This window comes from Streptomyces coeruleoprunus (assembly GCF_039542925.1).
In the GTDB taxonomy this organism is placed as follows: Bacteria; Actinomycetota; Actinomycetes; order Streptomycetales; family Streptomycetaceae; genus Streptomyces; species Streptomyces coeruleoprunus.
In genome coordinates this window covers 4,818,871-4,845,700 of record NZ_BAABIT010000001.1, presented here as the reverse complement: position 1 = coordinate 4,845,700, position 26,830 = coordinate 4,818,871, and the positions used below count along the sequence as shown (strand labels likewise).

Genomic DNA, 26,830 nt, shown 5'->3' with positions numbered 1-26,830 from the left:
TCGTACGGCGTCGTGGGCGGGCGCCCCGGCCACTGGACATGATCTGAGGTTAGGCTAACCTACCTTCGAACGTGCCCAGTGGCCGGAATTCGGCCGTATGAAAGCGATCCCGCCATGCCCAGCAACGCCCGAGCCACCCGTCTCACCCGTCGCGGCCTCCTCACCGCCGGCGGCGCACTCGGGCTCGGAGCCGCGCTCGCCGCCTGCGGCACCCGCGGCAGGGACAAGGACACGAACGGCTCCGGCGACAAGGGCGCCGCCTCCGGCCCGTGGAAGTTCACCGACGACCGCGGCACGACGGCCGACGCCCCGTCCACCCCGAAGAACATCGTCGCCTTCACCGGCATGGCCGCCGCGCTGCACGACTTCGGCGTCGAGGTGAAGGGCGTCTTCGGCCCCACGAAGACCGCCGACGGCAAGCCCGACGTGCAGGCCGGCGACCTCGACATCAACAAGGTCAAGATCATCGGCAATGTCTGGGGCGAGTTCAGCATCGAGGAGTACGTCAAGCTGGAGCCGGACCTGCTCATCACGGACATGTGGGAGAAGGACGCCCTCTGGTACGTGCCGGACGAGTCCAAGGACAAGATCCTCAAGCCGGCCCCGAGCGTCGCCCTGTGGGCCGCGGACCACTCCATGCCCAAGGTGATCGAGCGTCACGTCGAACTGGCCGCGAGCCTCGGCGCCGACGTGCGGACCAAGGAGATCGCCGACAGCAAGACCCGCTTCGAGAAGGCCGCCGCCCGGCTGCGCGCCGCGGCCAAGGCGAAGCCGGAGATCAAGGTCCTCATCGGCTCGGCCGCCGCCGACCTGTTCTACGTCTCCACCCCGGCACGCCCCACCGACACGCTCTACTTCAAGGAGCTGGGCGTGAACCTCGTCGTGCCGGGGAAGCTCGACCAGGGCGGCTGGTTCGAGAGCCTGAGCTGGGAGAACGTCGACAAGTACGCGGCGGACATCATCATGATGGACAACCGCACGTCGGCCCTCCAGCCCAAGGACCTGGCCTCCAAGCCCACTTGGGCCCAGCTGCCCGCCGTCAAGGCCGGCCAGGTCATCCCGCGCGTCACCGAGCCGATCTACTCGTACGAGAAGTGCGCCCCGCTCCTGGAGGACCTCGCCAAGGCGCTGGAGAGCGCCAAGAAGGTGGCCTGACCCCGATGACGACGCCGGCCGGGACCGCTCCGTTCCGTTTCTTCCCCCTCCAGGTCGCACGGACGCGGCGGCTCGGCCCGTCGCTGGTCCGCGTCACCTTCACCGGTGCCGGGGACGAGGACCTCAAGGGCTTCGCGTCCGGCGGACGCGACCAGTCCCTGTCGCTGTTCCTGCCGCATCCGGGCCAGCCGGAGCCGGTCATGCCGCCGCTCGACGACGGCGACCTGTACGCGGCGCTGGGCGCCTGGCGGGCCATGCCCGACGACGTACGGGCCGTCATGCGCTCGTACACCGTGCGGGAGCAGCGCCTGACGGGCGACGGCGGTACCGAGGTCGACATCGACTTCGCCGTCCACGAGGACGGCGGCCCCGCCTGCCGGTGGGCCCAAGGGGCGTCCGAGGGCGACCGGGTGGTCGTGCTGGGCCCGGCCGTCGAGACGAACACGGGCGTGCGTTTCCAGCTGCCCGAGGACGCCGACGAGGTGCTGATCTGGGGTGACGAGACGGCGCTGCCCGCCGCCTCGGCCATCCTGGAGTGGCTGCCCGCCGGGACGCGCGCGCAGGTGTGGCTGGAGGTCCCGCACGCGGGCGACCGGCTGGAGCCGCGCACCGCCGCGGACGCCACCGTCACGTGGCTGGTCCGGGACGAGGGGGCGCCGCCGGCCGTGGAGGCCGTCCGCGCGGCCGAGGTGACCGGTGCGGCCCCGTACGTCTGGATCGCCGGTGAGTCCGGCGCGGTGAAGGCGCTGCGCCGGCACTTCGTGAACGAGCGCGGGTTCGACCGCCGCCGTGTCACGTTCGTCGGCTACTGGCGCAAGGGCCTGAGCGAGGACGCCCTCCGCGAGGCCCCCGAGGCCGGGACCGAGGCGGACCCGGACAACGACGGCGGCCAGGTGGCACTATGACGACACCGCGGGTCGGCCGGGGCCGGACCGGCCGGGTGCACCGCGCGAGGACCAGACGACCCGCTCGACCCCGAGAACTTCGTTCACACCGAAAAGTACCTGGGAGAGAACCTTGTCCTTACCTCATGACGTCGTCGGTATCGGACTGGGTCCGTTCAACCTGGGCCTCGCCTGTCTGACCGAGCCGATCGCCGAGCTCGACGGGGTCTTCCTGGACGCCAAACCGGACTTCGAGTGGCACTCGGGGATGCTCCTGGAAGGGGCCCACCTCCAGACGCCGTTCATGTCGGACCTCGTCACGCTCGCCGACCCGACCTCGCCGTACTCCTTCCTCAACTACCTGAAGGAGAAGGGCCGGCTGTACTCGTTCTACATCCGCGAGAACTTCTATCCGCTGCGGGCCGAGTACAACGACTACTGCCGCTGGGCCGCCGCCCAGCTGAGCAGCGTCCGCTTCGACACCACGGTCACGAAGGTCGAGTACGACGCCGGGGCCGAGGTGTACGTGGTGCACACCGACGCCGGGGACACCCTGCGCGCCCGCCACCTCGTCCTGGGCACCGGCACCCCGCCGTACCTGCCCGACGCGTGCAAGGACCTCGGCGGGGACCTCGTCCACACCTCCCGCTACCTGCCGAGCCGGGACGCGCTGAAGGCCAAGAAGTCCCTCACCGTCGTGGGCAGCGGCCAGTCCGCGGCGGAGATCTACTACGACCTGCTCTCCGAGATCGGCGTCCACGGCTACCAGCTGAACTGGGTGACCCGCTCGCCGCGCTTCTTCCCGCTGGAGTACACCAAGCTCACGCTGGAGATGACGTCCCCGGAGTACATCGACTACTTCCACGCCCTGCCCGAGGAGACCCGCTACCGCCTGGAGTCCGAGCAGAAGGGGCTGTTCAAGGGCATCAACGGCGACCTCGTCGACGCCATCTTCGACCTGCTGTACCAGCAGCACGTGGAGAGCGGCGGCCCCGTCCCCACGCGGCTGCTCACCAACTCGTCGCTGAACACCGCGTCGTACGACGAGGCCACCGGCACGTACACGCTCGGCCTGCGCCAGGACGAGCAGGGCAAGGACTACGAGCTGCGCACCGAGGGCCTGATCCTGGCCACGGGCTACAAGTACCGCGTGCCCGCGTTCCTGGAGCCGGTCCGCGACCGGCTGCGGTGGGACGGCCGCGGCCGCTTCGCCATCGCCCGGAACTACTCCGTCGACGTCACCGGCCGCGGCGTCTTCCTCCAGAACGCGGGAGTGCACGCCCACTCGATCACCTCGCCCGACCTGGGCATGGGCGCGTACCGCAACTCCTGCATCATCCGTGAGCTGCTGGGGACCGAGTACTACCCGGTCGAGAAGTCCATCGCCTTCCAGGAGTTCACCGTGTGAGCCAGGGCACCTGCGGCGAGCGGTAGAAGGCGATGCCGAGCGCGTCGAGGCGCGGCCCCTGCGCCGCCAGGCGCACCTTGTACGCCTCCCAGTCGTGCGCGGCGGCCGGGGCCCAGCCCAGCTCGGCGGCGCTGAGGAGGCGCGGGAAGGCCATGTGGTCGATGTGGGCGCTCGTGGAGACGGTCTCCGTCCACAGGGGCGCCTCGACGCCGGCGATCGCCGAGGGGGGCGCGCCGGGCAGGTAGCCGCCGGGGTCCCAGTCGTAGGAGCGGCGGACCTCCACGTACCCGGCCCAGGCCAGGCCGAGAGGGGTGTCCTTGGTGTACTTCATGTCGAGGTAGAGCCGGTCGGCGGGCGAGAGGACGATCCGCGTGTCGCCCCGGGCGGCCGCGGCCACCTGCTCCTTCTCGGCGGGGCTCGTACGGCCGAGCCCCCAGTACTGGGCGAGCGCGCCGGGGGCGGGGCGGGCGCCGGTCAGCTGGTGCCAGCCGACGACGGTCTTGCCGTACTTCGCGACGACGGCCTGGGCGCGGTCCATGAAGGCGACGTAGTCCTCGTGGCTGGTGGAGTGGGCCTCGTCGCCGCCGATGTGGAGGTAGCGGCCGGGGGTGAGGGCGGCCAGCTCGCGGATCACGTCGTCGATGAAGGCGTACGTGAGGTCCTTGCGCACGCACAGTGAGCTGAAGCCGACCTCGGTGCCGGTGTAGAGGGGCGAGGCGACGCCGTCGCAGTTCAGCGCGGCGTACGAGGCGAGGGCGGCGTTGGTGTGGCCGGGCATGTCGATCTCCGGCACGACCTCGATGTGCCGGGCCGCTGCGTACGCGACGAGGTCGCGGTACTGGGCCTTGGTGTAGTGGCCGCCGGGGCCGCCGCCGACCTGGGTGGAGCCGCCGTACGTGGCGAGGCGGGGCCATGAGTCGACCGCGATGCGCCAGCCCTGGTCGTCGGAGAGGTGCAGGTGGAGGGTGTTCACCTTGTACAGGGCGAGCTGGTCCACGTACCGCTTGACCTGGTCGACGGTGAAGAAGTGCCGGGAGACGTCGAGCATGGCGCCCCGGTACGCGTAGCGCGGGACGTCGGTGATCGTGCCGCCGGCGACGGTCCAGGGGCCGGTCTGCCGGGTGCGGGCCTCGACGGAGGCGGGGAGCTGCTGGCGGAGCGTCTGGACGGCGTGGAAGAGGCCCGCGGCGGTGCGGGCGGTGAGGGTGACGCCCCGGCGGCCGGACTCCAGCCGGTAGCCCTCGTCGCCCAGGGCGGCCTCCCGGGGCCGCAGACGGAGCCGGATGCCGCCGGGGCCGTCGTCGGGGGTCACGGGCAGGGCGTAGCCCGTGGAGGGCCGCAGGAGGGCCGCCAGGTGGCCGGCGGCGCGGGCGGCGGCCGGGGTGCCGTCGACGCGGATGCGGGTGGCGGGGGTGAGCGTGTAGGGCTCGCCGCCCGGGCGGACGGAGGAGGGGGCGGGGACGACGGCGCCGAGCGGCGTGGTGGCGGGCGGGGGCGGGGCGGCGCCCGCGGCCGGGGCGCCGGTGACCACGGCGGTCGCGACGAGGAGCAACGAGCCGAGGAGGAGGGGGAGGGTGCTGCGCTGTCTCACAAGCGGTCCCTTCGACGGGCCTGTGGTGCGGACAGGTGCGCTCACCATGCGTACCGAGCCTCACACGACCCGTCAAGGTATAGACCAACCCCGTTTCCGCACCCGATCTTGAAGGTTCCTGCCCGATATCGGGCAGCTTTCTTGCAAAGAACGGCGGCGACCCCTCAATATCTACGGGTGCTCGATCGCCGCCCGTCGCATGACGACCTCATCGACCACCTGGTGCGCAGCACCGCGCTCCAGCGCGGTGAGGCCACCCGGGTGGTGCTCGACGTGCTGGCGTACTTCGACGAGACGACCGAGGAGTTCGTCCGCCGCCGCCACCGAGAACTGCAGGCGGGCGGCGCGGTGAACTCGGAGATCTTCGAGCGCATCGCGGCGGAGCTGCCGCACCGCGCCGTGGCGCCACCGGAGCTGTCGCTCCGGCAGCTGCGCCGCATCGTCTACGGCTGAATCGTCCACGGCTGATCCGGCCCGCCCGGAAGACGCCCGAGCACACACCCGAAACCAGGAGGGGTAACAACTCTATGTGCGGAATTGTCGGTTACATCGGTAAGCGTGATGTCGCCCCGCTGCTGCTGGAGGGCCTGCAGCGGCTGGAGTACCGCGGCTACGACTCCGCGGGCATCGTCGTCTCCAGCCCGAAGTCCTCGGGCCTGAAGATGGTCAAGGCCAAGGGCCGGGTCCGTGACCTGGAGGCCCGCATCCCCAAGCGCTTCACCGGTACCACCGGCATCGCCCACACCCGCTGGGCCACGCACGGCGCCCCGAGCGACATCAACTCGCACCCGCACCTCGACCCCGAGAACAAGGTCGCCGTCGTCCACAACGGCATCGTCGACAACGCCGCCGAGCTGCGCGCGAAGCTGGAGGCGGACGGCGTCGTCTTCGCCTCCGAGACCGACACCGAGGTCATCACCCACCTGATCGCCCGCTCCCAGGCCACCACCCTGGAGGAGAAGGTCCGCGAGGCGCTCAAGGTCATCGAGGGCACCTACGGCATCGCCGTGATGCACGCGGACTTCAACGACCGCATCGTGGTCGCCCGCAACGGCTCCCCCGTCATCCTCGGCATCGGCGAGAAGGAGATGCTCGTCGCCTCCGACGTCGCCGCCCTGATCGCCCACACCCGCCAGGTCGTCACCCTCGACGACGGCGAGATGGCCACCCTGAAGGCCGACGACTTCCGTACGTACACCACCTCCGGCGCGACCACCACCGCGACGCCGGAGACCGTGGAGTGGGAGGCCGCCTCCTACGACATGGGCGGCCACGACACGTACATGCACAAGGAGATCTCCGAGCAGCCGGACGCCGTGGACCGCGTGCTGCGCGGCCGCATCGACGACCGGTTCTCCACCGTGCACCTGGGCGGCCTGAACCTGGACGCCCGCGAGGCCCGCACCATCCGCCGCATCAAGATCCTCGGCTGTGGCACCTCGTACCACGCCGGCATGATCGGCGCGAGCCTCATCGAGGGCATGGCGCGCATCCCCGCCGACGCCGAGCCGGCCTCCGAGTTCCGCTACCGCAACCCGGTCGTCGACCCGGACACCCTGTACATCGCCGTCTCGCAGTCCGGTGAGACGTACGACGTGCTGGCCGCCGTCCAGGAGCTGAAGCGCAAGGGCGCCCGCGTCCTCGGCGTGGTCAACGTCGTCGGCTCGGCGATCGCCCGCGAGGCCGACGGCGGCGTGTACGTGCACGCCGGCCCGGAGGTCTGCGTGGTCTCCACCAAGTGCTTCACCAACACGGTCGTCGCCTTCGCGCTGCTGGCCCTGCACCTCGGCCGCATCCGCGACCTGTCCGTCACCGACGGCAAGCGGATCATCGAGGGCCTGCGCAAGCTGCCCGAGCAGATCAGCGAGATCCTCAAGCTGGAGGACGAGATCAAGGAGCTGGCGGCCGAGTACGCCGGCGCCCAGTCGATGATGTTCATCGGCCGTGTGCGCGGCTACCCGGTGGCCCTGGAGGCCTCCCTGAAGCTCAAGGAGATCTCCTACATCCACGCCGAGGCCTACCCGGCCTCCGAGCTGAAGCACGGCCCGCTCGCCCTCATCGAGCCGGCCCTGCCGACGGTCGCGATCGTCCCGGACGACGACCTGCTGGAGAAGAACCGCGCGGCGCTGGAGGAGATCAAGGCCCGCAGCGGCCGGATCCTCGCGGTCGCCCACCAGGAGCAGGAGAAGGCCGACCACACCATCGTCGTGCCGAAGAACGAGGACGAGCTGGACCCGATCCTCATGGGCATCCCGCTCCAGCTCTTCGCCTACCACACGGCCCTCGCCATGGGCCGCGACATCGACAAGCCGCGCAACCTCGCCAAGTCCGTCACGGTCGAGTGACCGCGTAGCAGCGCACGCACCGGGCCCGGGGGCCGGCCGCACGGCCGGCCCCCGGGCCCCGTCGTGTGTCCCGGCCTACCGCGCGGGCGCGTTGAAGTGCACCTCCGGGTTCTGCGCCGTCGGCCCGTCGAGCAGCGGCTGCGGCCGCTCGCGCAGGTGCAGGTCGAAGAAGGCCCCGGTGTAGGCGCGGACCAGGGCGACCGCGCGCTCCGGCCGGATCGTCGGGGGCGTGCCGGGGTGCGGCAGGTTCAGCTGGTCGAAGAGCAGGGGCGCGTCCGAGAACGTGAGGTGGTCGGTGCCCGCCACGCTGAGCCAGCGCTTCCAGCCGTCGAGGTCCCGCCAGGCGTCGTCCCAGGTCTTGTCCAGGCCGCCGGGCAGGTGCGAGCCGTCGTGGGTGCCGAGCATCATGAACGGCCGTCCCCCGAGGCCGCCTTGCGGTACGGGGTCCCCGAACGTGCCGTCCATGTTGATGCCCGCCCGGACGCGCCCGTCGCGCGCCATGACGGAGGCCGACGCGGCGCCGCCCAGCGAGTGGCCGGCCGCGCCGATCCGCTTCCGGTCGATGAGCGAGGCGGCGTACGGCCACGCGGGACGCGGCCCGGTCAGCCGGTCGACGACGAACGACAGGTCCCCGGCGCGCTGGACGGTGGCCTTCCGCATGTCCTCCAGCGTCTTCGCCTTGTCGCACGCCACGCAGGTCAGCACGCGGCCGCCGGGGAAGACCGTGCCGGACGTCTCATAGGCGTGGTCCACGGCGGCGACGACGTAACCCCGGCTTGCCAGGTCCTCGGCGAGCGTGGTCAGTGTGTACCGGGGCATCCCGAAGCCGGGTGACAGCAGGACCAGCGGGTGGCGGCCGCGCTCCGGCCGGGCCCCGGCGACGCCGTGCGTGCGGGTGGCGCTCAACTCGGCGACGGTCGCCTCGTCCCGCACCCCGGCGGCCTCCAGCAGCAGCCGCGCCTCGCGCGGGTCCGCGTACGGGGCGGGGGAACCGCCCGCCGAACGGGCCGGGTAGTACAGGTCCACCACCAACTCGCGCGCCCGGTCCGGCATCCACAGGTCCGCGCGGCTCCGGTCGACGAGGTGCAGCGTGGAACGGCCGACCGCCGCCGGCCCCGTGGGAGCGGGCAGAACCATCCCGGCCGTGCTCCGCGGGGCGGCCGCTGCCGCCGGTGGAGTCCGGTCGGTGAAGGTCTGCGCGTGTGCGGCCGGGGCGGCGAGGGCGATGACGAGGGCCGCGGCGGCCGCCGGGCGCAGCATACGTAACGTCTTCATGGCACGGGACGTTAGGCGGCCCCCGCGGCCGTCGGCGTCGGCCCCCGGTCTTCGAAGGGTCCGCCGTGAGGCTGATGTCCGGTGCGCCGCAGGGTGGTTGACGCGCACGCCAGGCGGCCCCCCGTGTGTGCCACCAGCACACGGGGGGCCGCCTTTTCGCCCGGCCGGTGCCGCCCTTGCACCGGCCTCGTGGCTCAGCCCGCGGCCGCCGCGCTCCGGCGCGCCGCGCGCCCCGTCAGGCTCGGCCATCCGGCCAGCGACGCCGTCGCCCCGTACCAGGCCGCGAGGCCCGCCACGGCGGCCACCCAGCCGCCCGCCTTGCCGAGCGACGCGGCGTCGGCGAAGGAGCCGATGCCCTGCAGCAGGAGGGACAGGGACAGCAGCCCGTACACGCCCTGTCCGAGCAGCCCCGTACCCGAGGCGGACGCGGTCAGGGAGAGCGCCAGCAGCGCCCACAGGAGCAGGAACAGGCCGCCCGCCTCCGCGGAGGTCTCGGGGCCCGCGCCGGTGCCCCAGGTGAACCAGAAGGCGCCGAGGCCCGCGAACGCGGTGCCGCCGCGCGCGTCGCCGTCACGGAAGGCCAACAGTCCGGCGACGAAGAGGACGACTCCGCCGACCCAGGTCGCGAGTGCCGAGGCGTCCGCCGCCCCGACGTGGTCGATCACACCGGTGGTGCCGATGCCGAACGCCAGCAGCGTCAGCCCGAGTGCGAGGTGGCCGAGAGTGGAGGTGCTGCTCCCCGCAGAGACGTCGTTGTCCACGGCGGGCTCCCTTCATGTGCAGTTGTGCTGCTTCCCAGCCATGGCGATATACCCTTCACAAACGCACAATCCACCTTCTGACGGCGCCTTAATTCATTTGTGAACTACGCCGGTTGGCCGGGCCCACCAGGGACGACGGACCGCTGCGGAAGAAGGGCCGGTTACGGGATGACGACGACGGGCCGCTGCGCCCGCCGTGCGAGACGGCCGGCGACGGAGCCGAAAATGCGCCCCACGATGCCGTGCGTCGAGCCGACCACGATGGCGTCCGCCGCGTACTCGCGGCCGACCTCCTCCAGTTCGTGGCAGATGTCACCGCCGCGCTCGACGAGGATCCAGGGGACCTCGGAGAGGTGGTCCGCGCAGGCCAGCTCCAGGCCCAGCACCTCGGTGCGGTGGTCCGGCACGTCGACGAAGACGGGCGGCTCGCACCCGGCCCACACGGTGGTGGGCAGCCGGTTCGCCACGTGCACGATGATCAGGCCGGAACCGGAGCGGCGCGCCATGCCGATCGCGTAGGCGAGGGCCCGCTCGCTGGAGGTCGAGCCGTCGAAGCCGACGACCACACCGTGCCGGAACGCCGGATCGCAGGAGTGGCGTGCGTCGTCCGCCGCCAGGGGGTCCACCGCCGAATCGGCGACCTGCCTGCGGTCCGCGGGTTCAGGGAATTCGTGACCGGCCATCGGTGTCTCGGCGAAGAAGGTCCTTGTGGGGAGGGGACGGGAAACGGCATCGGGCACCGGAGCTGTGTCCGGGAATCATCTTCCCAACCCCATACCCCCAAGGGTACGGCGCCACTCCTCACGTGCCCAGAGCCGCCTTGGCGCACACGGCGTTCCAGGGAGCATGCACGAGCCCGTCCCCCGATGGCAATGCCGGATGCCCCCTACAGGTGTCCTTTGGCGCGTACCGGACAGCGACCACAGCGTCACGGGACGGCTTCCCGCAGTGACCGGAGCACTCCACTCCTCGTTGGCAACGCGGCCCGCAACGCGGCCCGCCCCGACTCGCCACCAGGGAGCCTTCCGTGTCCGTACGCCAGGCCGCCGCACCGAGCCGTCCGAGCCCCGGCCCCGGGCGCGCCGGGCCGCCCGGCCGCCGCGCGCGGGCCGTGCCGGTGGCCCCGGGCCCGGGCGCCGACGCGGCGACGGACGTCGTGCGGTGGGCCGCGTTCAGCTGCGCCCTGGTCCCCTTCGTCCTGCTCGGCTACGGCACGTCCTTCGCCGGTGCCGCCGCCACCGCGCTCGGCCTGGCCGCCGTGACCGCGGCCTGCCGGGTGCTGCTGCGCCGCTCCGAGCGCGTCCCGGCCCGGCTGCTCCCCGCGCCGACCGCCCGGCCGGCGCGGGCCGCGCCGCACCGGGGCCGGCACTCGCGCACGGGGACGGGGAACAGGCCGCCACACCGCGGAGGCCGCCACGGAGCGGGGTGTGCGCCCGTGGATTGACGTCTTCGCACACCCGCACCCGTATGTTTTCAGCCAACTTCGGTGAACCCGCCGATCCCTGCCGGAATGGCCTGCGAAGCCCCTTGCCACCAGGGAGGAAAGGACCTCAGGGGGCTCGCGCACCCTACGCGGATGGGCCATGAGCGTCAGACCCACTTCCCTGCGGGGTCCTCCGGGTGAAACGCTTCGTGATCGAATGCTTCGCGCCAAGTTGCCTTGTCGACTTAGTGCCGGATACGGAACTTGTCACGCCGGCGCCGCGGGACGCAGTAGATTCGATCATGACTATCGGAGAACGGGGTCTCGTGCAAAACCGAGGGGAAACGTGCAGGAGCGACAGGACCTAGGAGACGCGAACACCGAGGGGGGCTTAGCGTCATGAGCCAGGACTCCGCCGCACCGGAGACCGGACGCAAACTGTCCGGACGCCGCCGTCGCGAGGTCGTCGCTGTCATGCTGTTCAGCGGCGGCCCCATCTTCGAGAGTTCCATCCCACTCTCGGTGTTCGGGATTGACCGCCAGGACGCCGGAGTTCCGCGCTACAGGCTGCTGGTCTGCGCGGGCGAGGAAGGGCCACTGCGCACGACCGGGGGACTCGAACTCTCCGCACCGTACGGCCTGGAGGCGATCAGCAGAGCGGGCACCGTCGTCGTACCGGCCTGGCGGTCGATCACCTCGCCGCCACCGGCCGAGGCGCTCGACGCGCTGCGCCGCGCCCACGAGGAGGGCGCCCGCATCGTCGGCCTGTGCACGGGTGCGTTCGTGCTCGCGGCCGCCGGTTTACTGGACGGGCGGCCCGCCACCACGCACTGGATGTACGCGCCGACGCTCGCCAAGCGCTACCCGTCGGTCCATGTGGACCCGCGGGAGCTGTTCGTCGACGACGGCGACGTACTGACGTCCGCGGGAACGGCGGCCGGAATCGATCTCTGTCTGCACATCGTGCGGACCGACCACGGCACGGAGGCGGCCGGGGCACTCGCCCGGCGGCTCGTCGTGCCACCACGCCGCAGCGGCGGCCAGGAGCGCTATCTGGACCGGTCCCTCCCCGAGGAGATCGGTGCGGATCCGCTCGCCGAGGTCGTCGCGTGGGCGCTGGAGCACCTCCACGAGCAGTTCGACGTGGAGACGCTCGCCGCCCGGGCGTACATGAGCAGGCGGACCTTCGACCGCAGGTTCCGCTCGCTCACCGGGAGCGCGCCGCTCCAGTGGCTGATCACCCAGCGGGTGCTCCAGGCACAGCGGCTCCTGGAGACCTCCGACTACTCGGTCGACGAGGTCGCCGGCCGCTGCGGCTTCCGCTCGCCGGTCGCGCTGCGCGGGCACTTCCGCCGCCAGCTCGGCTCGTCGCCGGCCGCGTACCGGGCCGCCTACCGGGCCCGGCGCCCGCAGGGCGACACGGCGCCGCCGTCGGTGGCCGAGGCCGTCCTGCCGCCGCAGGGCACGTCCCCGATGGGCGGGCCGGGGATGCGGCGCCCGACGGCGGCGGCCGGGGCCGGGCACGACCCGGGCAAGCCGCACTCGGACGCGTTCACGCCCGGCCGGGCCGCGACGCTGCCGGGCCAGCGCAGCGCCCCGTAGGCGCTCGCACCGCACGTCCCTGAGGGACCGCCGGGGAGGGGGGTACACGAGACCGCCCCCGTCCCCCGCGGTCCCTCTAAGGTAGGACGCATGAACGATCGCATGGTGTGGATCGACTGCGAGATGACCGGGCTCTCGCTGACGGACGACGCACTCATCGAGGTGGCCGCGCTGGTCACCGACTCGGACCTGAACGTGCTCGGCGAGGGCGTGGACATCGTGATCCGCCCGCCGGACGCGGCCCTGGAGACCATGCCGGACGTGGTGCGCGAGATGCACACCGCCTCCGGGCTCCTCGACGAACTCGCGGGCGGCACGACCCTCGCCGACGCGGAGGAACAGGTCATGGCGTACGTGCGCCAGCACGTCAAGGAGCCCGGCAAGGCCCCGCTGTGCGGCAACTCGGTCGGCACCGACCGCGGCTTCCTCTCCCGTGACATGCCGACGCTGGAGGACTACCTCCACTACCGGATCGTCGACGTCTCCTCGGTCAAGGAGCTGGCCCGCCGCTGGTTCCCGAGGGCCTACTTCAACAGTCCGGAGAAGAACGGCAACCACCGGGCGCTCTCCGACATCCGCGAGTCCATCGCCGAGCTGCGCTACTACCGCGAGGCGATCTTCGTTCCGCAGCCCGGCCCGGACTCCGACGCCGCCAAGGCCATCGCGGCCCGCCACGTCCTGCCCCCCGAGCCCCCGAAATAGGCCCCGGGACGGGGCCCGCGGAAACGGTGGCGCGAGCACCCTCTCGGACCCTGTACACTTTTTCTCGGCCGGTCGGGAAGAAGACCGGTCGCGGTGGGTATAGCTCAGCTGGTAGAGCACCTGGTTGTGGTCCAGGATGTCGCGGGTTCGAGTCCCGTTACTCACCCTGAATGATCAAGGGCTGGCCTGTGGAAACAGGTCAGCCCTTCGTCATGCCCAGATCCCTGGGAACACCACGGGAACACGGGTGGCGGTCCCCAGTCGTATCGTCACATGGCGCCGCAGCTGGTTCGGCACCCCGGGCACCCTTCCTCCCGGACCAGGTCTGGCGCCAGACCCCAACCCGGCCTACCGAATCTGCCTTTACGGCGCCGGTGACGTCCGCGTCGAGAGCGTTCCCGAGAGGCCGCTTGCGCCATGGGGGCTCCCCGCCAGACCGGTGACGGTACCGGCCTGACGGGGAGCGCCTCCGGTCAGGTGAGGTTCTTGGTGAAGAACTCGTCCAGGGTGTCGAAGGGGATGAGGTCCTTGCGGTCGTACAGGTCGACGTGGTCCGCGCCCGGGACGATCACGAGGTCGACGGTGTCGGGGGCCGTCTTGTGGACGTCCTCGGAGTAGTAGCGCGAGTGCGCGTCGGCGCCGGCCACCAGGAGGGCCTTGCGGGGCGCCAGCATGTCGATGTTCGTCATCTGCCGGAAGGCGAAGAACGACATCGGCGTGGTCCCGGTCCACGCGGTGGTGGAGTTGATCGAGCGCGGGTGGTAGCCGCGCTCGGTGCGGTAATAGTCGTAGAAGATCTTTGTGATCGGGTCGGCGTCCGCCGGAAGGGTCTTGGGCAGGACGCGGTTCGAGGGGGCGACGTTGCCGTTCTCGTCGAAGGGGACCTCGTGGGAGAGCCGCGCGTAGGTGCCGTTCTCGGCGTCGATCCAGCGCTGCCGGCTGAGGTGGTCCACGACCTTCTGGCGCTGCTCACGCGTGTAGTAGTCCTCGTGGCCGCGGGACATGCTGCGCGACATGTCGTACATCGCGGCCGTGGCGACCGCCTTGATACGGCTGTCCGCAGCCGCGGCGGTCAGTGCCATGCCGCTCAGGCCGCAGATGGCCTGCAGGCCGATCCGCTCGCGGTCGACGATCTTCTGCAGGCCGAGGAAGTCGACGGCGGCGCTGAAGTCCTCGGTGTAGATGTCGGGCGAGCCCACGTCGCGGACGCCGCCGCCGCTCTCTCCCGTGAAGGAGGGGTCGAAGGCGAGGGCGACGTAGCCGCGGCGGGCGAATTCGTTGGCGTACAGGCCGGAGGACTGCTCCTTGACCGCGCCGAACGGGCCGCTGACCGCCAGGGCGGGCAGCTTGCCCGTCGCGTTCTTCGGTATGTAGAGGTCACCGGCGACCTCGATGCCGTAGCGGTTCTTGAACCGCACGGAGGTCCGCTTGACGTTCTTGTCCAGCGCGAAGGTGTAGCCGCCCTTGGCCGTGGCCTTGCCCCGTCCTGCGGCGCCGGTGGTGCGGCCGGTCTGCGAACCGAAGGCGGGCAGAGCCGTGAAGGAGGCGGCGGTGGCGGCGCCGGTGGCGGCGATCAGTCCGAGCGCTTTGCGACGTTCCATGGAGTGGACCTCATATCCGATCGGGGGGAAAGGCGCGACGGTCGGTGCTGTCGTGACCGAGGCGCGATTCCAGAGAACCGCTTCCGCGCCGGGCGTGGCAGGTCGGGTTTATGGGGGGTACAACCTCGACCCCCCATGCCGCAGCGTGTGCGTCGTAGCGCGGAAGGCTCGGCACACCGGCACCTCCCGGACATCCGTGTCGCCGCGTCAATCCACTGAGTTCGTCAAGACCGTCTGAACTTCGGGACGGCCTGGGCGACAGGCCGCTCAGCTGGGTCGGTCAGTGGGCTCTGCCGCCCGGGAGCGGGTCGCCGCCAGGCTTGCGAGGAGCTTGAGGTGGTCCTCGGAGGTGCTGCCCGGTTCGGCGGTGTAGAGGCTCAGGCCGTGCACAGCTCGCTGCGACACGGGCAGGTCCAGAGCCTGGTAGGTCAGCTCCAGGGAGCCAACCTCGGGGTGTTGCAGCCGCTTGATGCCCTCGTGGCGGATACGGACGTCGTGCGCGGCCCACATGGTGCGGAAGTCGGCGCTGAGGGTGGACAGCTCGCCGATCAGCTCGCGCAGGGCCCGATCATGCGGTTCACGCCCGGCCTCGGCCCGCAGCAACGCGACGGTGGCGGCGGCACCGGCCTCCCAGTCCACGAAGAAGTCCTGGGAGCCAGGGTCGAGGAAGTGGTAGCGGGCGAAATTGGCACGGCCGCGCTTGTCGGTGGTGGGACTGTCGAACATCGGCGCGTGCAGGGCCCGGGCCAGCGGATTGGTGGCAACGACGTCCAGACGGCCGTTGCGTACGAAGGCGGCGGACATCGTGATGGAGTCGAGCAGCCACTGGACACGGGGCGGGGTCTCGACGTCGCGGCGGCGCGAGGGGGTGCGGCGGGCGGGGCGGGCGGCGCGGGCCAGGTCGAACAGGTAGGTGCGTTCGTCCTCGTCCAGCTGCAGGGCCTGGGCGACCGCGGCCAGGACGTCTTCGGACACTCCGCTGATGTGCCCTTTCTCCAGCCGGGTGTACCACTCGGTACTCACGCCGGCGAGGACGGCGACTTCCTCGCGCCGCAGGCCCGGGACCCGGCGCCGGCCGCTGGTGGGCAGCCCCGCCCGCTCCGGGGTGATCTTGGCGCGGCGGCTGGCGAGAAAGTCCCGGATCTCCGCCCGGTGGTCGCGCTGGTCGTCCATGCGTTCCACGGTAGCCACGGGCGGCGGCTGAGGGAGGTCGAGCTTGTACCCCCGATAAACGCGACCTTCTCCACCTGCGCGGATGCCCCGCCCCCGCCGTGATCGTCCTGATCGCCCTGCGCCACCCCCGCCCTGCCGCGGCCGGCGCCGGGCCCCATTGAGCTCGTATCCCCCGACAAACCACCCTTCTCCGGGCGCGACCACGGCAGCTTCCGGGCATCCGCCTGCGGGACGGCCCTTAGGTCATCGAGTCCCGTTACTCACCCTGATCGGGAAGGCCCGGTCCGCTTCGGTGGGCCGGGCCTTTCGCGTGCGTCACACAGGGTCGCCCAGCTGCGCGAGGACGGCGTCCAGCTCCTCCGGCATGACCGCGAGCTGTACGGGGCCCGCGGGGGACGTGCACTCCAGGATCCGGGCGCGGGGGTTCAGGACGACGGACTCCTTCACGGTCGGCCGGCGCGTGCCGGTGTGCCGGAGGCCCTCGGGGAAGTCGACCGGGCGGCCGCCCAGGGACGGCTTCCACACCAGGGGGCCCGGGCCGGTCCGCAGGCGGCCGGGCTTCCAGCGGCCGCCGGGCCCTCGCAGCATGCACGGGAAGCCCGCGGGCCCGCCGGCGGCCACCCGCGCCGCCCGCTGCCGCCCCGCGGCGCGGAACGCCAGCCCGATGAGGGCGGCGACAAGAACCAGAGACACCAGTTCGACCATGCGGGCATTGAACCAGCTGGGCTTCCCCATCGGGGCCGGGATGCGCGCGCGGCACCCCGGCCCGGGGTCACGACACCGTGGTCGCGCAGGGTGCGCCACCGAGCTTGATGACGGTCGGCGGCCTGTTGCTCCCCGACCACGAGCCGGTGAAGCCGAACGCGAGGGTGCCCAGCGGCTGCACCGTGGCGTTCCAGCCGACGTTCCTGACGGTGACGTCGGCGCCGTTCCGGGTGGCGGCCGCGTTCCAGATCTGGGTGATCTCCTGGCCGTCGGGGAAGGTCCAGCCGGCCTCCCAGCTGTTCCAGGCGGTGCTGCCGGTGTTCTTGACGGTGACGTCGGTCTGGAAGCCGCCCTGCCACTGGTTGGTCACCTTGTACGTGGCCTCGCAGGTGGTGTTCGGGGGCGTGGGATCGGTCGGGTCCGTCGGGGTGGTGGCGGAGGTGTCGCCGTAGACGATGCCGCGGCCGTTCGTCGACACGTACACGCGGCCGTAGACCCGCGGGTCGCCGGTGATGGCGGCGCCGGTCCAGCCCCACTGGTGGGCGTCGTCGTTGATACGCACCCAGCCGGCGCCCGCGTCCGTGGAGCGGAAGATGCCGCGTACGCCGCCGATCTTCGCGCTGGTGTAGAGCGTCGGGTACGCGGCGCCGGGCGCGGCCTTGCCGAAGCCGATGGTGTCGGCCTGCTCGACGCCCTGGACCCTGGTGAACGTGGCGCCCGAGTCGGTGGAGTGCCACAGGCCGTACGCGCCGTCGGGGGCGCCGCCGGCGAGCCAGATGTCGCCGCCCCGGCCGGGGACGGCCTTGAAGCGGACGTCGCCGGTCGCGGGCAGGCCCGTGGCCCGGGCGGTGAAGGTCGCGCCGCCGTCCGTACTGACGTAGAAGGTGCCGGACTTGAAGCCGTAGAACTTCTTCGGGTCCACGCGGTCCGACTCGACGGTCGCGCCCGCGGGGATGCCCTGCGCGGCCGTCCAGGACGTGCCGAAGCCGGCCGTCGTGTGGACGCCGGTGCCGTCGGGGCTCCACACGAACCTGCTGCCGTCGGCCGCCGCGGCGACGGTGCCGCCGCCGGAGACGCCCGAGGGCTCCTGGCCGGCGAACCAGTTGGCGCCGTTGTCGGTGGAGAACGCGATGCGCGGGCCGCTGTCCAGGTTGCCGGTGCGGACGACCGTGTTGGCGTTGGCCTCCGCGTAGTCGAGGCTGGTCGACGTCGTGAAGTTGGGCTGGGTGAACATCATCGGCGGAACCTTGGTGAGGTCCGTGTGGCGGAAGCCGCCGACGTCGCCGAGCGCGCTGATCAGCGGGGCGCCGGAGGGCGGTGCGATCAGGTCGTTGACCGCGGTCTCCTCCAGGCCCTGGACCATGGGCCTGATGGCGATCTTGCCGCCCGTGTCCCACTGGGTGAGGTTCTCGGTGCCGTAGATCGTGGCGCCGGTGCCGTACATCATGCGGTTGGAGTCGAACGGGTCGATCTCCAGCGCCTCGGTCATCCACCCGAGCTTCGGCGTCTCCTCCGGCGGTGAGGGGTTGGCGCCCCAGGTCAGCCACGGGGACGACGACACGTCCATGGTGTAGCGGTTGGAGCGGTTGGGGTACGAGGTGAACTCCCACGCCCGGGTCCAGGTGGCGCCGCTGTCGGTGGTGCGGAACATCCGCGTGTCCGGCCACCAGGAGCTGTAGCCGGTCACCATGACCGTGCCGGGTTCACGCCGGTCGACGGTCAGGCCGCTGAAGCCGTAGGAGGGCTCGGCGTCGGGGGTGACGTTCTGCCAGGTGCCGGTGGCCGTGGCGTACCGCCACACCGCGCCCTTGCCGCCGTCGTAGGGGCCGCCGGTGTCGCTGTAGGCGAGGTAGAGGTGGCCGTTCGCGGTGTCGAGGACGCCCTTGTGGGCGAGGAGACCGGTGGGCTGGCCCGGCAGGCGGGTCCAGGTGGCGCCCGCGTCGGTGGAGCGGTAGACGGCGTTCTCCTTGTCGGCGACACCGACGTAGATCGTCCTGGTGGCGGTGCCCGGCGTGCCGGTGGACTCGTCGAAGGTGACCCAGACGATGCCCTGGTTGTCGGAGGCGTAGCCGCTGGTGTCGGTGGGGTCCTGGGCGTAGTTGCCGGGGTTGGGGAACGCGGTGACCTGCGCCCAGGTCGCGCCGGAGTCGGTGGAGCGCCACAGGCCCTTGCCGCTGGGGGCTCCCAGGTACAGGACGCTGTTGCGGTGCGGGTCGATGGCCAGGCGCTCGCCCATGCCGCGGCCGGGCATGTTGCCGCCGAGCTTGAACGGCAGGTCGGCCTTCTGCCAGGTGGCGCCACGGTCGGCGGAGCGCAGGACGGCGCCGTTGCCGGGGTCCCAGCTGTTGGTGTACGTGCCGACGGCGGCGTACACGCGGTTCGGGTCGACGGAGTCGGTGGCGAGGCTGACGACGCCGGTGTGGCCCCAGCGGTCCCAGCCGACCGAGTCGAGCAGCGGCGTCCAGGTCTTGGTGGACTGCTGCCAGCGGTAGGCGCCGCCGATGTCGGTGCGGGCGTAGGCGAGGTCCTTCTCGGAGCGGTTGAAGACGATGCCGGGGACGAAGCCGCCGCCGTCGATGCGGACGTTCTTCCAGGTGTACGTGTCGGCGGCGATCGCGGCCGGTTCCGCGGCGGCCTCGGCGGCCGGCGCGGCCTGTGCGGCCGGTGGCACGCCGGCGAGCAGCCCGGCGGCGAGGGCCAGCCCCGCGAGCAGGTGTCGTTTCATGCCGGTGTTCCCTCTCGGAGCGGGGGACGGGAACAGCCGGGTGGGCCACGGGCAGCGCGGCCCACCCGGCTGGTGCGTACGCGGAGTCACGCGGGGCTATTCGAGGAGCTCCGCGTACGAGCCCATGGCGAGGGCGATGTCCGCCTGCGCCCAGAACCGGTGGTAGGTGAAGACGGGCGCGGCGCCGCCCGCGAGATACGTCTCGATCTTCGACCAGGCCGGGTCGTCCTGGTAGAAGGAGCGGATCGAGGCGAAGGTCGACGAGGAGTCGACGCGGTCCCCGTTCGGCATGGCGCCGGTCCAGCCGCTCGGCACGTACACCGGGTCGTCGAACCGGTTGTAGTCGGCGCGGGTCTCCGGGACGGCGATGCCCAGCGGGTCCTGGTGGTGGGTCCACATGCCGTCGAGGAGCGCCTTGGCGACCCGCTTGGCGTCGGCGTCGCCGGACTTGGCGCCGTAGTACGTCAGGGTCTTGGCGTACGCGGCGGCCACGCCGACGTCGTCGGTGTAGTCGGCGACGGTGACGTGCAGCCCGGTGTTGGCGCCGGGTGCGGACGGGTTCCAGGTGTCGGGCTTCCCGGACCACTGGAGGGTGGAGGGGAAGCGGTAGGTGCCGTCGGGGTTGACGGTGGTGTGGGACAGCGCCCAGCCGACCCACTTGTCGAGGACGGCCTTCGCCCGGGCGTCCCCGGTCTGGTGGTAGTACTCGGCGACGCGCTCCATGGACCAGGCCTGGAAGCCGAACCACTGGTTGGACGGCGGGTCGTGGTAGACGGGCTTCTCGTCGTAGAACAGCCCGTAGAAGGTGGGCGTGCCGGCCGGCGGGGTGGCGTAGCGGCCCTGCCAGCTGTTGGTGGCGCCGCCCGCGATGGCGCCCTCGCTGGACTGGAGCCAGCGGTAGAACTCGATCTGGCGGTCCAGGCTGGTCGCCCAGTCCTGGGCGGCCGTCGCGGACTTGGGCTTGAGCGGGGCGTACGCGCTCAGCGCGTACGCGGCGAGCGGGTTCTGGTAGCCGCTGTGCGCGTGGCTGGAGCCGATGCGCCAGGACCAGCCGGCGGAGGTGTCCGTGGCGCCGCCCCAGGCGTAGTACCAGGACATCAGGTAGTGCGAGCTGTTCTTGCCCGTGCCGGCGGGGCAGGCGGTCGGGCCGACGCAGTCGCCCGCCTTCTTGAAGTACTTGTCGTACATCGAGTAGCGCAGGTAGTCGCCCATCTTGGCGGCCTTGGCGACGGTGGCCGAGATCTGGCCGCCCTGGCCCCGCTGCTTGGCCCACAGGTCGGCCCAGTAGGCGGCCTGGACGGCGCGGGCGTCGGCGTCGGGGGCGTTGGTGAACTTCCACTGCTTGGCGTAGGAGGCGTCCCCGGTGAACAGGTCCAGGTAGCCGTTGCGTCCGCCGAAGGTGAAGTTGTCGCAGGTCGGGTGGGTGACGGTCTCCCAGACGGACTCCTGCGGGCCGCGCTGGAAGGTGTTGATGTACGACGGTCCGGTGGCCGTCGGACCGGCGGAGCACTTGCCGGGCTCGTTGCCGAAGCCGTAGACGTTGTCGACGTCCTGGAGCCAGTGCATGCCGTAGATGTCGTCCGTGCCGTACGCGCTCTTCAGCTCGCCGGCGATCGGGTCGGCACCCGCGGTGACGCCGGAGTCGAGGCGCGCCGGGTACTGGGACGGCAGGTCGTGCTCGGGGGCGTAGGTGGCCGGCTTGGACGCGTTGTACGTGGAGTTGGTGGGCTGATCCGCCTTGGTGGGGATCATGTACTTCTCCATGGTGTCCCACGCGCCGTTGAACTTGCTCCAGTCGCCAGTGATCTTGCCGTACATGGCCTGGAGCCAGATCAGGTAGCTGTACGCCTCCGACGTCGTCTCGTGCCCGTGGTCCGGGGCTTCGACGATCAGCGTCTCGACCGAGTGGTACGGGATGCCCTCGGGCGAGAAGTAGCCGTTCGCCGGGTCGGTGATCTTGGCGTGCAGCGCGAGGAACCGGGCGTCGTACGTGGAGTCGGCGGCCAGCTGGGCGACGGTGACCTCGGCCTTGGCGTGGCCGGGGGCGGTCGCGGTGAACACGGCGGAGCCGGTGCCGGTCGCGGCGGCGGTGACGGTCACCTTCTGGGCGGTGTTCCAGTTCGCCGGGGTGAAGGTGAGGCTGGTGGGGGCCGCGGTGAGGTTGGTGTTGCCCGAGGTGCGGGCGACGGTCACCGTGACGTTCGCGGGCGGCTGGGTGGAGAGCTTCAGGTCGAAGCTGCCGGTCGTGCCCTGGCGTACGCCCAGCTGGGCGGGCGTGGCGACGAGGGCGGGCCCGGCGGCGACGGTGATGCCGACGGGCGCGGACTCGGCTGCGGCGCCCATGCTGTCGTACGCCTTGGCGTAGAGCGAGTGGGAGCCGGCGGCGAGGCCGGTCGCGCTGAACGTGTACGGGGCGGTGGTGTCCGTACCGAGCAGGGTCGTGTCGCTGTAGAACTCGACCTTGCCGATGGTGGCCCCGTCGGCGGCCGCCGCGGTGGCGGCCAGCGGGACGGGGTCGCCCGCGGTGTAGGTGGCGCCGGCCCGCGGGCTGGTCAGGACGGCGATGGGCGGCTGGTGGGCGCCCGCGCAGACGGTGCCGTTGACGGTGAAGGACGTGGGCGCCGCGTTGGCGCCGCTGTAGGTGAACTGGGCGCCGGTGGTGACCGCCGCGCCGGCGGCGACGGTCCGGTTCCAGGTGGCGTTGGTGACGCTGACGGTCTTTCCGCTCTGGGACCAGGTGCCGTTCCAGCCGTTGGACAGCTGCTGGTTGCCGGTCTGGTCGTAGCGGAGGGTCCAGCCGTCGAGGGGGTCGGTGCCCCGGTTGGTGAGGGTCAGCTCGGCGGTGTAGCCGGAGCCCCAGTCGTTGGTCTTGTAGTCGACGCTGCACTGCACGGCGGCTGCGCGTGCCAGTGCGGGGGTGTCGACGGCCGCGGTCAGCCCCAGGGGCAGGGCGAGGGCTGCGGCCAGGGCGGTCAGTAACCGTCTCCGTGGTCCTGGCGACATGCGAGGTCTCTCCTAGCGGCTCAGCAGGACAGAGTGGGGTGGTCAAGCCTTGAACCAGTGGGAGCGCTCCCACTATGGAGACGGCGGCGTGCGGGGTCAAGGTGCTTGAAGAGTCGAAGAAGTTCGAAACAAAAACTTTGCCCTCCCTCTGTTGCTTGACGGCGGGAGGGCGCTACGGTCGGCGGACCAGTGGGAGCGATTCCATTCCAGTCGGCGCATTGTCAGGTACGCGCCTGAACTGAAGGAGTCGCTCATGCGACACCCCCCGCGCTTCTCGATCCTGCTCGCGGGAGCCGCGCTCACCGCAGCGGGCGCGCTCCTCGGTCCGGTCGGCACGGCTTCGGCCGGGACGGCCTCTGTCGCTGATTCCGCGCCGGCTTCCGCCATGGCGGCGGCCGCCCCCGTGTGCACGGTGGAGTACACCACCGTGAGCCAGTGGGCCGGCGGCTTCCAGGGCTCGGTCACGGTCACCAACAACGGCTCCGCGCTGACCGGCTGGAGCCTCGGCTTCGACTTCGCTGCCGGCCAGCGGGTCACCCAGGGCTGGGGCGCCCGGTGGTCCCAGTCCGGGACCTCGGTCACCGCGGCGAACGAGAGCTGGAACGGGACGCTCGCCACGGGAGGGAGCGTCACGGCCGGGTTCATCGCGTCGTTCCCCGGGTCCAACCCGGCGCCGACGGCCTTCACGCTCAACGGGACGGCGTGCAACGGCGATCCGGGCGGCCCGACCGACCCGCCGGACCCGCCGGACCCGGTCGAAGGACCGCCCGTGCTGACCGTGAGCGGCAACAAGCTCGTCGACGAGAACGGCGCCACCCGCCGGATGCTCGGCGTCAACCGCTCCGGCGGCGAGTTCATGTGCGTCCAGGGCCGCGGCATCTTCGACGGTCCGGTGGACGACGCGTCCGTGAAGGCCATCGCGGACTGGAACGCCAACACCGTCCGTATCCCCCTGAACGAGGAGTGCTGGCTGGGCCTGGACAACATCGGAGCCGAGTACCGGGGCGAGGCGTACGTCAACGCCGTCAAGGACCTCGTGCGCCGCGTCGAGGCGCACGGCATGACGCCCGTCGTCGAACTGCACTGGAGCTGGGGCCAGTACACCGGGAACTCCGCCGGCTGTGCGGACATCCACGCCAGCTGCCAGAAGCCGATGCCGAACGCCCGCTACACGCCGGCGTTCTGGACCTCGGTCGCGAACACCTTCAAGGACGACCGCCGCGTGGTGTTCGACCTGTTCAACGAGCCCTACGTGGACCGCGCGACGCCCACGGCCGCCGCGGCCTGGGCCTGCTGGCGGGACGGCGGGAACTGCCCCGGCATCGGCTACGAGGTCGCCGGGATGCAGGACCTGCTGGACGCCGTACGGGCCACCGGGGCGCGCAACCTCGTGCTCGTCCCCGGCGTGGCGTACTCCAACGACCTGAGCCAGTGGCTCGCGTACGCCCCCACCGACCCGGCGGGCAATCTGGCCGCCGCCTGGCACGTCTACAACTTCAACACCTGTTCCCACGAGTCGTGCTGGGACTCCACCCTCGCCCCGGTCGCCGCCCGCGTACCGCTGGTGGCGGGCGAGATCGGCGAGAACACCTGTGGCCACGGGTTCATCGACCGCGTCATGAAGTGGTTCGACGACCGCGGCCTGTCCTACCTGGGCTGGACCTGGAACACCTGGGACTGCTCCGCCGGCCCCGCCCTGATCCGCAGCTACGACGGCAGCCCCACGCCGTTCGGCGCAGGGCTGCGCGACCACTTGCGGGCGCTGCGCGGCTGAGAGCAGGAAGCCCGTAAGTCACGCACCTCCGCACCTCCGCACCTCCGCACCTCCGCACCTCCGCACCTCCGCACCTCCGCACCAAAGGACTCGCACCGCAAGGAACTGACGAAACCGAGAGGAACCCCATCCCCATGAGCCGCACGAGCCGCACGACTCAGGCACCCCCGAACCGCCGCAGGACCGCACTGCTCGCCGCCTGCACCCTGATCGCCACGGCCGGCGCCACCGCGACCGCGCTCTCCTCCCCCGCCGGCGCCGCGGCCCCGGGCTGCAAGGTCGACTACACGGTCACCAACCAGTGGAGCACCGGCTTCGGCGCCAACGTCACCGTGACCAACACGGGAGACCCCGTCAGCGGCTGGACGCTGGAGTGGTCCTTCGGCGGCAACCAGCAGGTGACCCAGCACTGGAACTCCGCGATCACGCAGTCCGGCGCGGCCGTCACCGCCAAGAACGTCTCGTACAACGGGTCGCTGGCGACCGGCGCGTCCACGTCGTTCGGCTTCAACGGCTCGTACAGCGGGACGAACGCCGTGCCGACGACGTTCAAGCTGAACGGCGTGGTCTGCAACCAGAACACGCCCGGCCCGACGGACCCGCCGGGACCGACGGACCCGCCGACCGGCACCAAGGTCGACAACCCGTACGCGGGCGCCAAGGTCTACGTGAACCCGGAGTGGTCGGCGAATGCCGCCGCCGAGCCGGGCGGTACGAAGGTCTCGAACCAGCCGACCGGGGTCTGGCTGGACCGCACCGCCGCGATCAACGGCGTCAACGGCGGCATGGGCCTGCGCGCCCACCTGGACGAGGCGCTGCGCCAGAAGGGCAGCGGGGAGCTGGCCGTCCAGCTCGTCATCTACAACCTGCCGGGCCGTGACTGCGCCGCCCTCGCCTCCAACGGCGAGCTGGGCCCCACGGAGATCGACCGCTACAAGCGGGAGTACATCGACCCGATCGCGGCGATCCTGGCCGACCCGAAGTACGCGGGCCTGCGCATCGTCACGACGGTCGAGCTCGACAGCCTGCCGAACCTCGTCACGAACGTGACCCCGCGCCCGACCGCCACGCCGAACTGCGACGTGATGAAGGCGAACGGCAACTACATCAAGGGCGTGGGCTACGCGCTGGCCAAGCTGGGCGCCATCGCGAACGTCTACAACTACGTGGACGCGGGCCACCACGGCTGGCTGGGCTGGGACGACAACTTCGGCGCGTCCGCGCAGATCTTCAAGCAGGCGGCGACGGCCGAGGGCTCGACGGTCGCCAACGTGCACGGCTTCATCGTGAACACGGCCAACTACAGCGCGCTGAAGGAGGACCACTTCACGATCAACGACACCGTGAACGGCGTGTCGGTGCGCCAGTCGAAGTGGGTCGACTGGAACCGGTACACCGACGAGCTGTCGTACGCGCAGGCCATGCGGGCGGAGCTGATCCGGATCGGCTTCTCGTCGAACCTCGGCATGCTGATCGACACCTCCCGCAACGGCTGGGGCGGCACGGCCCGCCCGACCGGCCCCGGCGCGCAGACGAACGTCGACACGTACGTCGACGGCGGCCGCTACGACCGCCGCATCAACCCCGGCAACTGGTGCAACCAGGCGGGCGCCGGCCTCGGCGAGCGCCCGAAGGCCAGCCCGGAGCCGGGCATCGACGCGTACGTCTGGATGAAGCCCCCGGGCGAGTCCGACGGGGCGAGCAAGGAGATCCCGAACAACGAGGGCAAGGGCTTCGACCGCATGTGCGACCCGACGTACACGGGCAACCCGCGGAACAACTACAACATGTCGGGCGCCCTCCCCGACGCCCCGCTCTCGGGCAAGTGGTTCTCGGCCCAGTTCCAGGAGCTGCTGAAGAACGCCCACCCGGCGCTCTGAGGCCCGTAGCCGGCTCCTGACCGCGAGCCCCCGCACCCGGCGCCGCCTTCCCGGGTGCGGGGGCTCGCCACCGCGTCGCAGGGCCCGTCCCCTGTGCGGGCCCTGGGGGCGGGACGCTCAGCGGCCCGGGGGGAGCGTGCCCGGAGGAAGCGTGCCCAGGTAGGCGCGCGTGGAGCGGGCGGCGCACAGGAGCACGACGCCGAGCGCGAGTACGAACGCGGACCCGAAGCCCAGCATCCGCGTCGCCCACTCGTCGGGCGGCAGATCGCCGTCGAAGAGACCGTTGACCAGCGCAATGCCGGACAGGCCCAGTGGTACGGAGCACACGCCGCCCAGCGCCGCCCCGGAGGCCCGCCGGCCGGCCAGCAGCCCGCGGCCGTGGCGCAGCATGGCCACCCCGAGCCAGACGCCGAGCAGGCAGAAGACGATGGCCAGGACGCCGCCCACCATCCGGTTCTCCCCGGCGTGCGCGTCGCTGATCCACAAGATCGTCCACACCACTCCGAACGCGGCCCCGCCGGCGGCGCCCGCTCCGAGGACCGTGCCGAGGACGCCGGCGGCGGTCGCGGTGGTCGGCCGCGGACCGCTCGGGCCGATGTTGGGGTCGTACATGTTCGTGCCTCCCGTTGACTGCTGTCGATCGCGGCCCGCGTGCGGGCCGTCAGCGGCGAGTGTGGCGCAAGCGGACCCCTGTTGTAGAGACCTTTTCTAGAAAATCTCTTCAGAACAAGCGATCGCCCGCGGCCGGGTTACGTCGGCCTCCGCGTGGCGCGTTCGGGGGCGACGGAAGATCCCTTGACCTCAAGTGCCCTTGAGGTTTTAG

The 26,830-nt window shown here is 71.5% G+C and carries 20 protein-coding genes and 1 tRNA gene; 11 read left to right on the top strand and 10 right to left on the bottom strand.

What is annotated here, in order from left to right:
- The first annotated feature begins 114 nt into the window (after window positions 1-114).
- The 3 genes from ABEB09_RS21700 to ABEB09_RS21690 all read left to right on the top strand — a co-directional run bounded on the left by ABEB09_RS21700 (window position 115) and on the right by ABEB09_RS21690 (window position 3,447).
- Window positions 115-1,155, top strand: a complete 1,041-nt coding sequence (locus ABEB09_RS21700; RefSeq protein ID WP_345691576.1) for an ABC transporter substrate-binding protein — start codon at window positions 115-117, stop codon at window positions 1,153-1,155.
- 5 nt (window positions 1,156-1,160) lie between these two features.
- Complete coding sequence (locus ABEB09_RS21695) at window positions 1,161-2,060, top strand: siderophore-interacting protein (RefSeq protein ID WP_345691575.1); 900 nt, start codon at window positions 1,161-1,163, stop codon at window positions 2,058-2,060.
- A 112-nt stretch (window positions 2,061-2,172) separates the two neighbouring features.
- On the top strand, window positions 2,173-3,447 hold the full coding sequence (locus ABEB09_RS21690; RefSeq protein WP_345691574.1) for a lysine N(6)-hydroxylase/L-ornithine N(5)-oxygenase family protein: 1,275 nt from the start codon (window positions 2,173-2,175) through the stop codon (window positions 3,445-3,447).
- Here ABEB09_RS21690 and ABEB09_RS21685 read toward each other — a convergent pair.
- Window positions 3,437-5,086, bottom strand: a complete 1,650-nt coding sequence (locus tag ABEB09_RS21685; RefSeq protein ID WP_380841896.1) for a beta-N-acetylhexosaminidase — start codon at window positions 5,084-5,086, stop codon at window positions 3,437-3,439. The genes ABEB09_RS21690 and ABEB09_RS21685 overlap by 11 nt on opposite strands.
- Before the next feature lie 129 nt (window positions 5,087-5,215).
- Here ABEB09_RS21685 and ABEB09_RS21680 point away from each other — a divergent pair, with 129 nt between their 5' ends.
- Both ABEB09_RS21680 and glmS read left to right on the top strand, forming a co-directional pair.
- Window positions 5,216-5,491 carry a hypothetical protein gene (locus ABEB09_RS21680; protein WP_345691572.1) on the top strand — a complete coding sequence of 92 codons (276 nt, stop codon included), beginning with the start codon at window positions 5,216-5,218 and terminating at the stop codon, window positions 5,489-5,491.
- A gap of 74 nt (window positions 5,492-5,565) precedes the next feature.
- A complete protein-coding gene (gene glmS, locus ABEB09_RS21675; protein WP_345691571.1) occupies window positions 5,566-7,383 on the top strand; it encodes a glutamine--fructose-6-phosphate transaminase (isomerizing) in 1,818 nt (605 codons plus the stop codon).
- A 75-nt stretch (window positions 7,384-7,458) separates the two neighbouring features.
- Here the strand turns inward: glmS and ABEB09_RS21670 are convergent, their stop codons facing one another.
- From ABEB09_RS21670 to ABEB09_RS21660, 3 genes are all read right to left on the bottom strand, one after another.
- Entirely contained in the window at window positions 7,459-8,658 is a 1,200-nt protein-coding gene (locus ABEB09_RS21670; RefSeq protein ID WP_345691570.1) for an alpha/beta hydrolase family protein, read from the bottom strand.
- 194 nt (window positions 8,659-8,852) lie between these two features.
- Entirely contained in the window at window positions 8,853-9,419 is a 567-nt protein-coding gene (locus ABEB09_RS21665) for a GPR1/FUN34/YaaH family transporter (RefSeq protein ID WP_345691569.1), read from the bottom strand.
- 161 nt (window positions 9,420-9,580) lie between these two features.
- Entirely contained in the window at window positions 9,581-10,102 is a 522-nt protein-coding gene (locus ABEB09_RS21660) for a universal stress protein (protein WP_345691568.1), read from the bottom strand.
- 344 nt (window positions 10,103-10,446) lie between these two features.
- Here ABEB09_RS21660 and ABEB09_RS21655 point away from each other — a divergent pair, with 344 nt between their 5' ends.
- The 4 genes from ABEB09_RS21655 (at window position 10,447) to ABEB09_RS21640 (ending at window position 13,312) form a co-directional block, all read left to right on the top strand.
- Window positions 10,447-10,863 (top strand): hypothetical protein, encoded by a 417-nt coding sequence (locus ABEB09_RS21655; RefSeq protein WP_380841893.1) that lies wholly within the window; start codon window positions 10,447-10,449, stop codon window positions 10,861-10,863.
- 378 nt (window positions 10,864-11,241) lie between these two features.
- On the top strand, window positions 11,242-12,444 hold the full coding sequence (locus tag ABEB09_RS21650) for a helix-turn-helix domain-containing protein (RefSeq protein WP_345691567.1): 1,203 nt from the start codon (window positions 11,242-11,244) through the stop codon (window positions 12,442-12,444).
- A gap of 90 nt (window positions 12,445-12,534) precedes the next feature.
- A complete protein-coding gene (gene orn / locus ABEB09_RS21645) occupies window positions 12,535-13,146 on the top strand; it encodes an oligoribonuclease (protein WP_345691566.1) in 612 nt (203 codons plus the stop codon).
- Window positions 13,147-13,239: 93 nt separating this feature from the next.
- Window positions 13,240-13,312: transfer RNA gene (locus ABEB09_RS21640), tRNA-His, on the top strand.
- Between the two features lie 307 nt (window positions 13,313-13,619).
- On the opposite strand, the gene ABEB09_RS21635 is transcribed toward ABEB09_RS21640, so the two are convergent.
- The 5 genes from ABEB09_RS21635 to ABEB09_RS21615 all read right to left on the bottom strand — a co-directional run bounded on the left by ABEB09_RS21635 (window position 13,620) and on the right by ABEB09_RS21615 (window position 22,353).
- A complete protein-coding gene (locus ABEB09_RS21635; RefSeq protein ID WP_345691565.1) occupies window positions 13,620-14,747 on the bottom strand; it encodes an alpha/beta hydrolase in 1,128 nt (375 codons plus the stop codon).
- A gap of 267 nt (window positions 14,748-15,014) precedes the next feature.
- The gene (locus tag ABEB09_RS21630; protein ID WP_345691564.1) at window positions 15,015-15,920 is read right to left on the bottom strand and encodes a helix-turn-helix transcriptional regulator; all 906 of its coding nucleotides are present in this window, start codon (window positions 15,918-15,920) and stop codon (window positions 15,015-15,017) included.
- A gap of 315 nt (window positions 15,921-16,235) precedes the next feature.
- Complete coding sequence (locus tag ABEB09_RS21625; RefSeq protein ID WP_345691563.1) at window positions 16,236-16,613, bottom strand: hypothetical protein; 378 nt, start codon at window positions 16,611-16,613, stop codon at window positions 16,236-16,238.
- Window positions 16,614-16,692: 79 nt separating this feature from the next.
- On the bottom strand, window positions 16,693-19,350 hold the full coding sequence (locus ABEB09_RS21620) for a cellulose binding domain-containing protein (RefSeq protein ID WP_345691562.1): 2,658 nt from the start codon (window positions 19,348-19,350) through the stop codon (window positions 16,693-16,695).
- Window positions 19,351-19,446: 96 nt separating this feature from the next.
- The gene (locus ABEB09_RS21615) at window positions 19,447-22,353 is read right to left on the bottom strand and encodes a glycoside hydrolase family 48 protein (RefSeq protein ID WP_345691561.1); all 2,907 of its coding nucleotides are present in this window, start codon (window positions 22,351-22,353) and stop codon (window positions 19,447-19,449) included.
- A gap of 253 nt (window positions 22,354-22,606) precedes the next feature.
- On the opposite strand from ABEB09_RS21615, the gene ABEB09_RS21610 reads away from it, so the two are divergent.
- Both ABEB09_RS21610 and ABEB09_RS21605 read left to right on the top strand, forming a co-directional pair.
- On the top strand, window positions 22,607-24,127 hold the full coding sequence (locus ABEB09_RS21610; RefSeq protein WP_345691560.1) for a cellulose binding domain-containing protein: 1,521 nt from the start codon (window positions 22,607-22,609) through the stop codon (window positions 24,125-24,127).
- A 134-nt stretch (window positions 24,128-24,261) separates the two neighbouring features.
- The gene (locus tag ABEB09_RS21605; RefSeq protein ID WP_345691559.1) at window positions 24,262-26,007 is read left to right on the top strand and encodes a glycoside hydrolase family 6 protein; all 1,746 of its coding nucleotides are present in this window, start codon (window positions 24,262-24,264) and stop codon (window positions 26,005-26,007) included.
- 117 nt (window positions 26,008-26,124) lie between these two features.
- On the opposite strand, the gene ABEB09_RS21600 is transcribed toward ABEB09_RS21605, so the two are convergent.
- Window positions 26,125-26,619: a hypothetical protein gene (locus ABEB09_RS21600; protein WP_345691558.1), complete on the bottom strand. Its 495-nt coding sequence runs from the start codon at window positions 26,617-26,619 to the stop codon at window positions 26,125-26,127.
- Window positions 26,620-26,830 lie beyond the last annotated feature (211 nt).

Bases quoted from the DNA above. Each gene is read 5' to 3' on its own strand.
- orn (WP_345691566.1), top strand. From the start codon at position 12,535: ATGAACGATCGCATGGTGTGGATCGACTGCGAGATGACCGGGCTCTCG.
- ABEB09_RS21670 (WP_345691570.1), bottom strand. From the start codon at position 8,658: ATGAAGACGTTACGTATGCTGCGCCCGGCGGCCGCCGCGGCCCTCGTC.
- ABEB09_RS21700 (WP_345691576.1), top strand. From the start codon at position 115: ATGCCCAGCAACGCCCGAGCCACCCGTCTCACCCGTCGCGGCCTCCTC.
- ABEB09_RS21650 (WP_345691567.1), top strand. From the start codon at position 11,242: ATGAGCCAGGACTCCGCCGCACCGGAGACCGGACGCAAACTGTCCGGA.
- ABEB09_RS21635 (WP_345691565.1), bottom strand. From the start codon at position 14,747: ATGGAACGTCGCAAAGCGCTCGGACTGATCGCCGCCACCGGCGCCGCC.
- ABEB09_RS21660 (WP_345691568.1), bottom strand. From the start codon at position 10,102: ATGGCCGGTCACGAATTCCCTGAACCCGCGGACCGCAGGCAGGTCGCC.
- ABEB09_RS21610 (WP_345691560.1), top strand. From the start codon at position 22,607: ATGCGACACCCCCCGCGCTTCTCGATCCTGCTCGCGGGAGCCGCGCTC.
- glmS (WP_345691571.1), top strand. From the start codon at position 5,566: ATGTGCGGAATTGTCGGTTACATCGGTAAGCGTGATGTCGCCCCGCTG.
- ABEB09_RS21620 (WP_345691562.1), bottom strand. From the start codon at position 19,350: ATGAAACGACACCTGCTCGCGGGGCTGGCCCTCGCCGCCGGGCTGCTC.
- ABEB09_RS21615 (WP_345691561.1), bottom strand. From the start codon at position 22,353: ATGTCGCCAGGACCACGGAGACGGTTACTGACCGCCCTGGCCGCAGCC.
- ABEB09_RS21695 (WP_345691575.1), top strand. From the start codon at position 1,161: ATGACGACGCCGGCCGGGACCGCTCCGTTCCGTTTCTTCCCCCTCCAG.
- ABEB09_RS21685 (WP_380841896.1), bottom strand. From the start codon at position 5,086: ATGGTGAGCGCACCTGTCCGCACCACAGGCCCGTCGAAGGGACCGCTT.
- ABEB09_RS21630 (WP_345691564.1), bottom strand. From the start codon at position 15,920: ATGGACGACCAGCGCGACCACCGGGCGGAGATCCGGGACTTTCTCGCC.
- ABEB09_RS21600 (WP_345691558.1), bottom strand. From the start codon at position 26,619: ATGTACGACCCCAACATCGGCCCGAGCGGTCCGCGGCCGACCACCGCG.
- ABEB09_RS21605 (WP_345691559.1), top strand. From the start codon at position 24,262: ATGAGCCGCACGAGCCGCACGACTCAGGCACCCCCGAACCGCCGCAGG.